This is a genomic window from Vibrio fortis (genome assembly GCF_000695685.1).
In the GTDB taxonomy this organism is placed as follows: Bacteria; Pseudomonadota; Gammaproteobacteria; order Enterobacterales; family Vibrionaceae; genus Vibrio; species Vibrio fortis_A.
Genome location: NZ_JFFR01000002.1, coordinates 364963 through 379096, shown reverse-complemented (window position 1 = coordinate 379096; position 14134 = coordinate 364963). Strand labels below are relative to the sequence as shown.

13 protein-coding genes are annotated in these 14134 nt (G+C 44.9%); 7 read left to right on the top strand and 6 right to left on the bottom strand.

Annotated elements, in window-relative coordinates:
- The first annotated feature begins 284 nt into the window (after positions 1-284).
- The 7 genes from potA to VFDL14_RS24485 all read left to right on the top strand — a co-directional run bounded on the left by potA (position 285) and on the right by VFDL14_RS24485 (position 6496).
- Entirely contained in the window at positions 285-1400 is a 1116-nt protein-coding gene (gene potA / locus VFDL14_RS20890; protein WP_032549057.1) for a spermidine/putrescine ABC transporter ATP-binding protein PotA, read from the top strand.
- Positions 1384-2241, top strand: a complete 858-nt coding sequence (gene potB, locus VFDL14_RS20895) for a spermidine/putrescine ABC transporter permease PotB (RefSeq protein WP_032549056.1) — start codon at positions 1384-1386, stop codon at positions 2239-2241. Before potA ends, potB begins: the two co-directional genes overlap by 17 nt.
- The gene (gene potC / locus VFDL14_RS20900; RefSeq protein ID WP_032549054.1) at positions 2241-3011 is read left to right on the top strand and encodes a spermidine/putrescine ABC transporter permease PotC; all 771 of its coding nucleotides are present in this window, start codon (positions 2241-2243) and stop codon (positions 3009-3011) included. Before potB ends, potC begins: the two co-directional genes overlap by 1 nt.
- 95 nt (positions 3012-3106) lie before the next feature.
- Positions 3107-4141 carry an extracellular solute-binding protein gene (locus VFDL14_RS20905; protein ID WP_032549053.1) on the top strand — a complete coding sequence of 345 codons (1035 nt, stop codon included), beginning with the start codon at positions 3107-3109 and terminating at the stop codon, positions 4139-4141.
- Between the two features lie 142 nt (positions 4142-4283).
- Positions 4284-5321 (top strand): extracellular solute-binding protein, encoded by a 1038-nt coding sequence (locus tag VFDL14_RS20910; RefSeq protein ID WP_032549051.1) that lies wholly within the window; start codon positions 4284-4286, stop codon positions 5319-5321.
- A gap of 96 nt (positions 5322-5417) precedes the next feature.
- Entirely contained in the window at positions 5418-6203 is a 786-nt protein-coding gene (locus VFDL14_RS20915; protein WP_032549050.1) for a GGDEF domain-containing protein, read from the top strand.
- Between the two features lie 140 nt (positions 6204-6343).
- Positions 6344-6496 carry a hypothetical protein gene (locus VFDL14_RS24485; RefSeq protein WP_160168782.1) on the top strand — a complete coding sequence of 51 codons (153 nt, stop codon included), beginning with the start codon at positions 6344-6346 and terminating at the stop codon, positions 6494-6496.
- Between the two features lie 102 nt (positions 6497-6598).
- Here the strand turns inward: VFDL14_RS24485 and cobB are convergent, their stop codons facing one another.
- The 6 genes from cobB to VFDL14_RS20945 all read right to left on the bottom strand — a co-directional run bounded on the left by cobB (position 6599) and on the right by VFDL14_RS20945 (position 14134).
- Positions 6599-7333, bottom strand: a complete 735-nt coding sequence (gene cobB, locus VFDL14_RS20920) for a Sir2 family NAD+-dependent deacetylase (protein WP_032549049.1) — start codon at positions 7331-7333, stop codon at positions 6599-6601.
- A gap of 265 nt (positions 7334-7598) precedes the next feature.
- On the bottom strand, positions 7599-8819 hold the full coding sequence (locus tag VFDL14_RS20925; protein WP_032549048.1) for an ammonium transporter: 1221 nt from the start codon (positions 8817-8819) through the stop codon (positions 7599-7601).
- Positions 8820-9167: 348 nt separating this feature from the next.
- Complete coding sequence (locus VFDL14_RS20930) at positions 9168-9584, bottom strand: hypothetical protein (RefSeq protein ID WP_032549046.1); 417 nt, start codon at positions 9582-9584, stop codon at positions 9168-9170.
- Positions 9568-10644, bottom strand: a complete 1077-nt coding sequence (locus tag VFDL14_RS20935; protein WP_032549045.1) for a formate dehydrogenase subunit gamma — start codon at positions 10642-10644, stop codon at positions 9568-9570. Before VFDL14_RS20935 ends, VFDL14_RS20930 begins: the two co-directional genes overlap by 17 nt.
- Before the next feature lie 14 nt (positions 10645-10658).
- Positions 10659-11267 (bottom strand): formate dehydrogenase FDH3 subunit beta, encoded by a 609-nt coding sequence (gene fdh3B / locus VFDL14_RS20940; protein WP_032549044.1) that lies wholly within the window; start codon positions 11265-11267, stop codon positions 10659-10661.
- 11 nt (positions 11268-11278) lie between these two features.
- Entirely contained in the window at positions 11279-14134 is a 2856-nt protein-coding gene (locus VFDL14_RS20945) for a formate dehydrogenase subunit alpha (RefSeq protein WP_032549043.1), read from the bottom strand.

Genomic DNA, 14134 nt, shown 5'->3' with positions numbered 1-14134 from the left:
GATAAAAAATTGGCTTCATTATACTCATATGTCGAGTGCAAACTAAAACTTGATTCTGTAACAAGGCTTGCTTTTGTGCGTTAATGGTTAATAATTAAACACTTATTTATGCAGAAATGCCTCAAATATCAGTATGGTAAAGGATGTTTACTTTTACCTGCGAAATTTTTTATCAACCAATGATAAAAAATGCTTTGAATTCACGATTTTGGTGATTATGATGCGCGCCTTAAAAGTGTGTAGCAACAGGTCTTGAAAAGGACCAAGGTGGAGAAAAACAGACGTTGAACGCTAAACAATCAGTAGGAAAGCCAGTAGTACAACTCACTGGTATTAGTAAAAGTTTCGATGGTAAGGAAGTCATCGGCAATCTTGATCTAAATGTCAATCACGGTGAGTTCCTCACCATCTTAGGCCCATCCGGTTGTGGTAAAACCACAGTACTAAGAATGATTGCGGGTTTTGAAACGGCAGATAGTGGTCAAATCCTATTAGCTGACCAAAATGTTACCCAAGTTCCTGCTGAACAAAGGCATGTAAACACTGTTTTCCAGAGCTACGCCCTATTCCCACATATGACTGTCTTCGACAATGTGGCATTTGGTCTACGTATGCAGAAAGTTCCGAGCGCCGAGATTGAACCTCGCGTAATGGAAGCTTTGAAAATGGTACGCCTAGAACAGATGGCGCAGCGAAAACCACACCAACTCTCTGGTGGTCAACAGCAACGTATCGCGATTGCGCGTGCGGTTGTTAACAAGCCTAAAGTTCTACTGCTGGATGAATCTCTATCGGCGCTGGATTACAAACTTCGTAAACAGATGCAGATTGAGCTTAAGCAGCTTCAGCGTCAACTTGGTATTACGTTCATCTTTGTAACGCATGACCAAGAAGAAGCACTATCGATGTCAGACCGTATTATCGTTATGCGAGACGGCGTTATCGAGCAAGATGGTACGCCACGTGAAATCTACGAAGAGCCTAAAAACCTATTCGTTGCGCGTTTCATTGGTGAGATCAACGTGTTCGAAGCAACCGCAATTTCTCGTCAAGACGAAAAGCGCATCGTGGCAAAGATTGAAGGTGAAGACTCTATTATCTATCACGATAAAGAGATCACTGAAGGACAAAAGCTGCAAGTTCTATTAAGACCTGAAGACCTTCGAATCGAAGAGATCAAAGAGTCTGAGCAGCGTGGCATTGTTGGCCATATTATCGAGCGTACCTATAAAGGCATGACGCTGGATTCAGTTGTTGAACTGGAATCTGGTATGCGCGTAATGGTAAGCGAATTCTTCAACGAAGATGACCCAGATGTTGATCACTCACTGGGCCAAAAAGTTGCTGTAACTTGGGTTGAGAGCTGGGAAGTGGTGCTAGAAGATGAGCAAGAAGTTTAATTTACAAAACGCCATTATCGCTTTAATCACTGGTTGGCTTGTTATTTTCGTGATGATTCCAAACATCATGATTATTGGTACAAGCTTTCTAACTAGAGATGAAGCGAACCTTATCGAGATGACATTCACGCTCGATAACTATGTTCGTTTAGCTGACCCGCTGTACTTCAAAGTCTTAGCGCATTCGTTCTACATGGCGATTGTGGCAACACTACTTTGTTTAGTGATTGGTTACCCATTCGCTTACATCGTAGCGAAAATGCCGGCTAAGTGGCGCCCATTCATGCTGTTCTTGGTGATTGTTCCTTTTTGGACAAACTCATTGATTCGTACATACGGCTTGAAGATCGTCCTAGGTACTCAAGGTGTATTGAACAAAAGCTTGATGGCGTTGGAAATCATCGATAAACCGATGCGTATTATGTATACCGAAACGGCCGTAATGATCGGCTTGGTATACATCCTATTGCCATTCATGATTCTGCCACTCTACTCTGCGATTGAGAAGTTGGACGATACCTACATTGAAGCGGCAAAAGATTTGGGTGCGAATAAGTTACAGACACTACTTAAAGTCATTTTGCCACTAACAATGCCAGGTATTATTGGCGGCTGTTTGCTTGTTCTTTTACCAGCGTTAGGCATGTTCTACATTTCTGACCTACTAGGCGGCGCGAAGAACCTACTGATTGGTAACGTGATTAAGAGTCAGGTGTTGAATGCACGAGATTGGCCGTTTGGTGCGGCAACCAGTATCGCGCTAACGGCAGCAATGGCTGTGATGCTTTATGCCTACTATCGTGCAGGCAAGCTATTGAATAAGAAGGTGGAGCTAGACTAATGGGTCGCACAGTTAAGTTCAGCTTTATGACATTGGTATATGGTTTTCTATATCTACCAATCATCGTATTAATCGCAAACTCGTTTAATGCGAACAAATTTGGCATGAAATGGGGCGGCTTCACCACCAAGTGGTATGACGCACTCATAAATAATGACAGCCTTATGCAGGCAGCATGGCACTCTCTCAATGTGGCTGTGTTCTCTGCAACAGCGGCGACAATCGTGGGTAGCCTAACGGCTGTGGCACTATTCCGATACCAGTTCAAAGGTAAAGGTGTCGTAAACACAATGCTATTTGTGGTGATGATGTCGCCAGATATTGTTATGGCAATCTCGTTACTGGCTCTGTTTTTGGTAATGGGCGTACAGCTTGGGTTCTTTACCCTACTCGCGGCTCATATTACCTTCTGTCTACCGTTTGTCGTGGTGACAGTGTACAGTCGCTTGAATGGCTTTGATGTCAAAATGCTGGAAGCAGCAAAAGACTTGGGCGCGAGTGAGTGGACGATCTTGAAACAGATCATTCTTCCGCTAGCGAAACCTGCTGTTGCTGCGGGTTGGTTACTGAGCTTCACGTTATCGCTTGATGACGTGATTATCAGCTCGTTTGTGACTGGCCCAACATATGAAATCTTACCATTGAAGATTTATTCAATGGTGAAAGTGGGAATTTCACCAGAGGTTAATGCCCTTGCAACGGTTATGCTTGTGGTCTCGTTGATACTAGTTGTTGCTTCTCAACTGCTAGCAAGAGAGAAGATCAAGTAAACCTCCCGTGTAATTCATAAACAGAATGGTGAAATCGCCATTCTGTTTTTCTATCTACTGCCTTTTAGGCAACGTTTAGTTCGGAGCTAACGTCAATGAAAAAATGGGCTACTTTATTAGCTGGTAGTGCATGTGCGCTTTCTATGTTTTCTGCGTCTGTATCTGCAGAAGAGAACAAAGAATTAGTGTTTATGAACTGGGGTCCTTACATCAACAGTGAGATCTTAGAGAAGTTCACAAACGAAACAGGTATTAAGGTTATCTACTCTACCTATGAGTCGAACGAAACCTTATACGCAAAGCTAAAAACGCATAACAAAGGCTATGACCTTGTTGTGCCATCAACCTACTTCGTGTCTAAAATGCGCGATGAAGGTATGCTACAAAAAATTGATAAGTCTAAGTTAAGTAATTTCACTAACCTAGATACTAATTACCTAGACAAGCCGTACGATCCAAACAACGACTACTCTATTCCTCACGTTGTTGCGATCACGGGTCTTGCTGTTAATACAGATATGTATGACCCAGAAGAATTTCAAAGCTGGGCAGACTTGTGGAAGCCTGAGCTTGAAGGCCAATTGATGATGATGGATGATACGCGTGAAGTGTTCCACATTGCTCTTCGCAAGCTAGGTTACTCAGGCAACACCACGGACGAAAAGCAAATCGACGAAGCTTACGCTGAATTACAAAAGCTGATGCCGAACGTACTTGTGTTTAACTCTGATAACCCAGGTGCGCCATACATGTCTGGCGAAGTTGGTCTAGGTATGCTTTGGAACGGCTCTGCTGCTGCGGCTCAAAATGAAGGCCTGCCAATTAAACTGGTATTCCCGAAAGAAGGCGGTATCGGCTGGGTAGATAACTTTGCAATTAGCTCTGGTGCTGTGAACGTAGAAGCGGCACATAAGATGATCGACTTCCTACTGCGCCCTGAGATTGCAGAGCAGATCTCTCGTGACACTGGCTACCTAACCGCAGTAAAAGCATCGAACGAGAAGTTCAAAGATAGCCCTGCGCTGTTCCCTTCTCAAGAAGATCTAGACCGCGTTGAATGGCAAGCGGCTGTTGGTGACAAAACCGTGAAATATGAAGAGTATTTCATGAAGTTGAAAGCCGGCCAGTAAGGTCTATAATAATTTCAATGCAATAGGCAGCTTAGGCTGCCTATTTTCGTATTAGACTGCTATAATCCGACGCGATTTTTATAAATCGATTCACATTGGGTCCGCAACCCAGATTCAAATCAAACAAATGAACGGAACAGTAATGAAAAAAACACTGTATACCGGCGCATTGTGTGCTGCTACCTTACTTTCAACTCCTTCTTTCGCAGCTGACCAAGAACTGTACTTTTACAACTGGTCTGAATACATCCCTAACGAAGTGTTAGAGGACTTCACTGAAGAGACTGGAATTAAAGTTATCTACTCTACCTACGAGTCTAACGAAAGCATGTACGCTAAGTTAAAAACTCAAGGTTCAGGTTACGACCTAGTTGTACCTTCTACTTACTTCGTATCTAAGATGCGCAAAGAAGGCATGCTTCAAGAGCTAGACAAATCTAAGCTAACTCACTTTGCTGATTTGGATCCAAACTACTTGGACAAGCCATTTGACCCAAGCAACAGCTTCTCTATCCCATACATTTGGGGTGCTACGGGTATTGGCATTAACTCAGACATGCTAGACAAGTCTTCTGTTAAATCATGGGATGACCTATGGGATACACAGTGGGAAGGTCAGCTGATGATGATGGACGACTCTCGTGAAGTGTTCCACATTGCTCTAACAAAGCTGGGTTACTCTCCAAACACAACTAACCCAGATGAAATCAAAGCGGCTTACGAAGAACTGAAGAAGCTAATGCCAAATGTATTGGTGTTCAACTCAGATTTCCCAGCAAACCCTTACCTAGCAGGTGAAGTTTCTCTAGGTATGCTTTGGAACGGTTCTGCATACATGGCTCGTCAAGAAGGTGCAACAATTGACATCATCTGGCCAGAGAAAGGCGCAATCTTCTGGATGGACAGCCTAGCGATTCCATCAGGCGCGAAAAACGTAGATGCGGCACACAAGATGATCGACTTCCTACTACGCCCTGAAAACGCAGCAAAAATTGCTCTAGAAATTGGCTACCCAACGCCAGTTAAAACGGCATACCCTCTTCTACCAAAAGAGTTCGCTGAAGATCAGAACGTTTTCCCACCACAATCTGTAATGGACAACGGTTTTTGGCAAGACGAAGTGGGTGAAGCGAGCGTTATTTATGACGAGTACTTCCAAAAACTAAAAGTAAACAACTAGTTTATTTTTAAATGAATATGAAAGCGGCGTTGGCCGCTTTCTTTTTATCTAAACTTTATATAGGATAAAAATTAACAACACGAAGTGCGATTTAATATGAAGGCAAACCCTATACTATTGATTGTCACTCTAATGCTACTAGGCTCCTTTGTGATGCTTGGCTTGAGCTCTGTGACAGACATAGATTCAAACTACGACTTATTCTTTGAAACCAATACGCTGATCATCGTAATTTATGTCTATGCTGTTGCTCGAAAAGCGATACTCCCTCATAAGATCTTGCACTTCGGTGCTCTGCTCCTTATTTTCAACCTTTGTTATGACGTCGCAACAGAGCTCGAGAGGCTTGATGAATGGGCAGACCGCCATGAACTCATTGATACTTTTCTTGAAGATGGTTTACTGCAGATCGCGTTTTTACTTATCGCGATTGGTATTACCCAACTCACCTCCTCCATTAAAGCTCAGAGCCACATTGATGAGTTGACCGGCCTGTTTAACCGAAAGAAATTCGACACAATTACACTCGCCGAGTTCGATGTTATCTATCTGGACCTTGATGGCCTAAAACGCGTGAATGATTTAAAAGGTCATAATGTAGGTGATCTCATGATTGTGCGCTTCTCTCAGGTACTTCGCCAAGCTGCGGTTCAGGACGAGTTACTATTTCGAATTGGTGGTGATGAGTTTGTCGTGGTTGCACTCAAAGGACGTAGCGCTGAATTTATAGATCAGGTTGTCAATCTGCTTCACGGCGAAAATATTGATTTTTCATATGGTGTAGCCCCTGCGACACAAGACACTTTTCAACAGGCCTTGGTTGCGTCAGACAAAGCGATGTACACAATGAAGAAGGCCAAGCACAGCTTGAAGAGTGTTTAATTTGCTGTAGAAGGAGCTTCGTTATAAGACAAAACACAAGTTTGTTTTTGCTCTGTAACTCGCACTTCGTGTGAACTGTTGCTTGAGTCTCTGTTGGTTATGCTAGTCTTTTTTTGTTGTAGTTCAGAAGGATAAAAGACGTGAAGCCGATAGATGATATTGATGACTATGAAATTGAAACTGATCCAGAGATTCTTGCTGAGCTAGAAGAAAAACGTCAACTCGTAGACCTGATTCAAAACTACGGGATGACCAGTGAAGAAGCTATCGCTTTCTATGCCAAAAAGCACTAACTGTATATGAGTAGTGCTGTTGAATCAGACCAAAAACAAACAAGGCATCACATTGAATCGTGATGCCTTCTTTTTATACAAACCGATAGACTATTTTTCCTTTCAAGCTCTTAAACTTTTAGGCTCTTCGTATAGGAGTTCTGAAACTAATTTAGGAACTTCAATGCTTGCCTTACCATAACGCTTTTCAACAAATTCGCTTTCTACAGCGCTTGGCTCTAGATTAATTTCAATAGTATGAGCGCCATGCATTTTCGCATCGTGGACAAAGCCTGCAGCTGGGTACACTACGCCAGAAGTACCGATAGAAATAAATAGATCCGCTTCTTCTAACGCTGAATAGATATCCCCCATACGTAGTGGCATTTCACCAAACCAAACAATGTGAGGCCTCATCTGAGCTGGGATTTGGCAACAATGACATAGCTCACCAGTCAGAATGTCATCTTTGTGCTCAATAACCTGATTCGATTCACTGCAACGGGCTTTTAGGAGTTCGCCGTGCATGTGTATCACATTGTCGCTACCGCCTCTCTCATGAAGGTTATCGATATTCTGTGTGATGATGGTGACTTTCCCATCTAAACGCTTCTCAAGCTCCCCTAGCGCTTTGTGTGCAGCATTAGGCTCAATATCGGGGCTTTGCAGTCCTTTACGGCGCTTATTATAAAATGCTTGAACCAAATCAGGGTCTCGTTGAAAGCCTTCGGGGGTCGCCACATCTTCGATCTTGTGGTTTTCCCATAATCCGTCCTGCGCACGAAAAGTCTGTATTCCTGATTCTGCCGAGATCCCAGCACCTGTGAGAATCACGATATTTCTGTATGGGAAATTCATATTACGTCCTTATCAATATGTCACTTTGTAACAGCTTAGCATTGTTCAAATTTCAACAATAGTTTTGGGGATTAGACCATGGTCTTATGTGCATGTATTCATTGGTCATTTGTGAACTAGCTTGAGTTTTGAATAGGAAAAACGGTGAAGAGACGACTGTTGAATCGGTTTTTGCTCCTTATCGCTCTTTATAAATAAAGAAAAAGCGACCGAAGCCGCTTTTAATTTCTGTATCTAGAAGTAAGAAGATGACTTTGTTTAAAGGTTAATCTTCGCTTACAGATGAGATCTTGTGAATGGATAGATCCGCACCGTTAAATTCATCTTCCTCGCTTAAACGAAGGCCAGTCACTTTGTTTAGGATGCCGTAAACGATGAATGCACCGCCAACTGCAACCACAATGCCTGCAATAGTACCCAGAACTTGTACCACAAAGCTCACACCACCAAGTCCCCAGAATGCTTGTTGGCCAAAGATACCTGCTGCGATGCCGCCCCATGCGCCACAAACGCCGTGTAGAGGCCAAACACCTAATACGTCATCAATCTTGGTTTTGTTTTGCATGTAAGTAAATAGGTAAACAAATAGTGCGCCTGCGACACCACCTGTTACTAGTGCACCGAGTGGATGCATCAAGTCTGAGCCGGCACAAACTGCGACTAAGCCCGCCAAAGGACCATTGTGAATGAAGCCTGGGTCGTTCTTGCCAGCAAACAGTGCTGCTAGAATACCGCCAACCATCGCCATGAGAGAGTTCATTGCAACTAAGCCGCTAATGCCATTGATTGCCTGCGCTGACATTACGTTAAAGCCAAACCAACCGACACAAAGAATCCATGCGCCTAACGCTAAGAAAGGAATGTTTGATGGTGCGAAGTTGGTGTGCTTGCCCGCACGAATACGTCCTTTACGCATTCCCAGAAAGTAAACTGCGACCAATGCAATCCAACCACCTACGCCATGTACGACGATTGAACCTGCGAAGTCATGAAAGCCATAGCCGAACTGCGCTTCGAACCAATCCTGTAGGCCAAAATTCCCATTCCAAATAATGCCTTCAAAGAACGGATAAATCAGTCCGACCGTAAACAAGGTCGCCAATAGTACTGGGTAGAAACGCGCGCGCTCTGCGATACCACCCGATACAATTGCTGGAATCGCCGCAGCAAACGTCATTAAGAAGAAGAACTTCACTAACTCATAGCCATTTGCTTGAGCCAAGGTATCGGCATCAGCGAAAAAGTGTGCGCCATAAGCAACCCAATATCCGATAAAGAAATACGCAATGGCGGAAACGCCAAAATCCGCAAGAATCTTCACCAAAGCGTTTACTTGGTTTTTCTTTCGTACCGTACCTACCTCTAGGAAGGCAAAACCTGCGTGCATCAAGAAAACCATGATGGCACCAAGTAGTAAAAACAGTGTGTCCGAACTTTGCGTCAAGTTCTGTACTGCACTATGAACTTGCTCGACTGACTGGCTCATTAAAGCTAACTCCTTTTGCTTTATCATTTGCACTGATTGTGTGCGCGTTAAATGATGTAATTATTTAAAGACTCAATAGTTAGGCAAGATGCGTTCCACACCACATGAACCGAATAAGCGCAGTTTGCACTTGTGGTTAAATTGTTGATTAATAAGGGGTTTAATGTTTAGTGGCACAATTTTGGTGAGCAACAGGATGTAAGTTGTTAATCTTATTTGCACCAAGATAGTGAGATGCACCATAAAGAAGCGTGCAACATCAAGGGAATGGCTTAGAGGATTTAGAAAGCAGACAATAAAAAACCCAGCAAAGAGCTGGGTTTCAAATAGAACAACTTAAGAGTGTTGTTACAGGTTTGGTCCTGTCGAAGCTTTTTGAGGCAAACCTTGCTTCAGGCGGGTCATTCCTTGGTACATACGAATAAACCAAACCACGATGGCAATAGCACCAAACAACATACCCACGTAAGGGATGTAGTATGCAATCTCATCGATGAAATGACTCTTATACCAATAGTCGTTTACACCTTTCAAAACGCCATTTGACGTTGCAACAGTAACGATCAATACCACAAAGTAGGTCAGATTCAGGAAGAAAGTACGGATTAGACCGTAGTAATGGGAGTCAATGACTTCCCCATCCTCTCCTTTGTCTAGACGATAACCCGCATAGACAATAGCGATCACACCCGAAATCAGACAGGTAAATGGCGTAAAGCAACTTAGTATGTAAGCAACCCAAATACCTTTATGAGGTTTGTTCATTCGGCTTTACCTCTTTTTCTGTTTGCGAGACATTTTCTGTGTTCGAACCAGTAACATCACCTTGTAGTGCATCCTGCTTCTCTTTAGCCATGACTTCTTCGTACCAAAGGTCGTGGTGCTCCTTGGCCCAAGTTTCATCAACTTCACCCGTTACCATACCTTCTAGCGCCCCTTCCATACCAAACAGGCCGATATAGATGTGGAACACAAAGCCACAGATAAGGATCAGTGCCGCTAGCATGTGAACTAAGTTAGAAAGCTCCATATCACGACGTGTTTGACCAAAGATTGGGAAGTCTAGAACTAAACCACTGATCGCAACGACGGTACCTACAATGATAAGTAACCAAAACAGTGCTTTTTCACCAGCGTTTGAGAACTCCGCTGACGGGTGCGAGCCTTTATGCTTACCAACCATACCACCAAGCTTCATAAACCACTTAAGATCGACCATCTTGAAGATAGACTTACGCCACCACTTCACTAGTACGCACATTAGCAGTACATAGAAAATTGGACCGATGTAGTTGTGGTATTGCTTAGCGAGCATGATGATAAAGCCCCACAAATCCGTTGGGATATAAGGCTTTAAGAAGTGCTTACCATAAACCAACATTAAGCCGCTAAAGGCCAAAGTTAGGAAGGTAAACGCCATGCTCCAGTGGAGTGCTCTGTCTAAACGAGACCAACGTTTTATCTTACGCCCTGTTCTCGGCGCACTTAACATAAGCGGGCCAATCACAATGTACATCAGAGTAACAAAGGCAATACTACCGAAGATAGCCACTGCGCCTGCCGGAGACATCCACTTCTCTTTTAAGATGTACCACGTTTGCCCAGGAGTACTTATCAGCATACCGTGCTCAGCAGATTGAGACGTTGTGTATCCTGTCTCACCTTCACGCACTTGTCGCCAAAAGTCTGCACCCGCCAGTTGGGTCATCTCACGCTCTGCGGTATTCGCTTTCGTCTCAGCAGCGTGACTCATTGGAGCCAGCATTGTCAGTGCTGCCAATAGCGGCAGCACGACAAATGAGAGACGTTTTAACAATGAAAGCATACGTCTCTCCCTACTTAGCTCTTAGTCGCATCGTAAGATAGGTCGTTACCATTGGTCCAACCCGCGCCTTTTGCGCCACGCTCTACAACACGTTGACGGAATACATCAGAGACTTTCTCTGCGTCACCCGCTAGAAGCGCTTTAGTTGAACATAGTGATGCACACATTGGTAGCTTGCCTTCAGCAATACGGTTCGCACCGTACTTCTGACGCTCTTCAACAGAGCCCGCTTCAGTTTCAGGACCGCCTGCACAGAATGTACATTTGTCCATCTTACCGCGCTCACCAAATGCTTCCTGTTTAGGGAATTGTGGTGCGCCAAATGGACAAGCGAATAGACAGTAGCCACAACCGATACACAGATCTTTGTTGTGAAGTACGATGCCGTCTTCAGTGTGCTCGAAACAGTCTGCAGGACATACCGCCATACAAGGCGCGTCAGTACAGTGCATACAAGCAACTGAGATAGAGTTTTCACCCGGTTCGCCATCGTTCAGCGTTACAACGCGGCGACGTTGGATACCCCACTCTAGAGCATCATCGTTTTCGTTTTTACATGCAGTGACACAGCCGTTACATTCGATACAACGCTTAGTGTCACAAAGAAATTTCATTCTAGCCATTATTGGACTCCTTAAGCCTTACGAATGTTACAAAGGGTTACTTTCGTTTCCTGCATCAACGTTACAGGGTCATAACCATACGTGGTTGCTGTGTTTGCAGCTTCACCAATAACATACGGGTCAGTGCCTTCAGGATACTTAGAACGTAGGTCTTCACCTTGGAACTTACCGCCGAAGTGGAATGGAATAAATGCCAGACCAGGCTTCACACGACGTGTGACAAGAGCTTTCACCTTAATACGGCCTTTCTCTGCACCTTCAACCCAAACATCATCGCCATCTTTAAAGCCGATGTCGTTTGCGTCTTTCGGGTTAACTTCAACGAACATCTCTTGTTGAAGTTCAGCAAGCCAAGGGTTAGAACGAGTCTCCTCACCACCACCTTCGTATTCAACCAGACGGCCAGAGGTTAGGATGATTGGGTACTCGCCAGATTTATCTTCTTCTTGAATCGACTTGTACAAGGTTGGTACACGGAAGATCGCTTCTTTGTCGTCCCAAGTTGGGTAGTCAGCTACTAGGTCACGACGTGGCGTGTACAGCGGCTCGCGGTGAAGTGGTACGCGGTCTGGGAATGTCCAAACAACCGCACGCGCCTTCGCATTACCAAATGGGATACAGCCGTGCTTAATCGCAACGCGTTGGATACCGCCAGATAGGTCGGTTTTCCAGTTCTTACCCTCAGCAGCCGCTTTTTCTTCGGCTGTTAGATCGTCCCACCAACCCAGTTGTTTCAGAAGCTTGTCACTGAACTCTGGATAGCCGTCTTTGATTTCACTGCCTTTCGAATAGCTGTCTTCTGCCAGTAGGTTTTTACCTTCGAACTCAACACCAAAACGGGTACGGAAGTTACCGCCGCCCTCTGCAACAGGCTTAGATGTATCGTAAAGGATATGAGTACCAGGGTGTTTCATCTCTGGTGTACCCCAACATGGCCAAGGCATACCGTAGGTTTCCCCGTGGATTGGGCCGCCTTCCGCTTCCAACGTTGTTTTGTGGAATGTGTGCCAGTTTTGTTGGTGCTCTTTAATACGCTCAGGGCTTTGACCGGTGTAACCGATCGTCCACATACCTTTGTTGAACTCACGTGTTAAGTCTTCAATCAGTGGCTGATTGTTCTCAACGCGGATATTTTTAAACAATTGATCTGCATAACCTAGCTTCTTAGAAAGTAGGTACATGATTTCGTGGTCAGGCTTAGAGTCGAACAGTGGATCAACCACCTTGTCACGCCACTGTAGCGAACGGTTTGATGCCGTAACACTGCCGTAAGTTTCGAACTGAGTCGTCGCTGGAAGTAGGTAAACGCCATCAGTACGATCGTTCATTACCGCTGCAACTGTTGGGTATGGGTCAACAATAACCATCATATCCAGCTTCTGCATCGCCTTCTGCATTTCAGGACCACGAGTCTGAGAGTTCACCGCGTGACCCCAGTAGAACATTGCGCGAATGTTTTCACGTTGGCGGATGTTGTCTTTGTTTTCTAGAACACCATCAACCCAGCGAGATACAGGAATACCCGCACTGTTCATTGGTTTCTGGCCGCCGTAAGCGTTGTCATCGAAACGGCCTTTCACCCAGTCAAAATCTAGATCCCAAACTTTAGACCAGTGGCGCCATGAGCCTTCAGAGAGACCGTAGTAACCTGGAAGTGTGTCTGATAGTACGCCAAGGTCAGTTGCGCCTTGTACGTTATCGTGACCACGGAAAATGTTAGCACCGCCGCCTGATTTACCGATGTTACCTAGTGCAAGTTCAAGTACACAGTAAGCACGAGTGTTGTTGTTACCTGTGGTGTGTTGAGTGCCACCCATACACCAAACAATACAACCAGGACGGTTTTCAGAAAGCAGTTTCGCTGTGTGGTATACGTCAGCTTCAGATACGCCAGTTACGCGCTCAACCTCAGCTGGCGTCCATTTTGCAACTTCTTCACGGATCTCATCCATACCAAATACACGTTGGCGAATGAACTCTTTGTCTTCCCACTTATTTGCGAAGACATGCCATAGTACGCCCCAAATAAACGCGACGTCAGAGCCCGGACGAAGTGATACGTAGTGATCAGATTTTGCAGCTGTACGAGTGCGGCGAGGATCCGCAACAACGATCTTACAGTTGTTTTTCTCTTTCGCGATCAGGATATGCTGCATCGCAACTGGGTGCGCTTCTGCTGGGTTCGAACCAATGAATAGCATCGATTTACAGTTGTGCATGTCATTGAACGAGTTTGTCATTGCACCGTAGCCCCAAGTGTTCGCTACACCTGCTACTGTGGTTGAGTGACAAATACGCGCTTGGTGATCGACGTTATTGGTGCCCCAAAGCGACGCCATTTTACGGAATGCGTAAGCTTGTTCGTTGCTGTGTTTCGCACTACCAAGGAAGTAAACCGAATCAGGGCCAGACTCTTTACGAAGTTCTAGCGCTTTGTTACCGATCTCTTCAATCGCTTGTTCCCAAGAAAGCTTCTTCCACTTACCGCCTTCCAATTTCATTGGGTACTTAAGACGACGCTCACCGTGGCCGTGCTCACGCAGTGCTGCACCTTTCGCACAGTGTCCACCAGCGTTGAATGGGTGGTCAAATGCCGGCTCTTGGCCAGTCCATACACCGTTTTGAACTTCAGCGTAAATACCACAACCCACAGAACAGTGAGAACAGATCGTACGTTTGATCTCAGTTTTAGCATCAGGATCAACCGACTTCGCTTGTGCTTTCTTCATCATGCCTGGAGCAAATAGGCTTGCACCTACTACAGCGCCACCAGCAGCCAATGAAGTATTTTTCATGAATGCACGACGAGATACGCCGAGCTGATTGGTTTCCTTGCTCACACTATCGGAGCGTTTGACTAGTTTCAT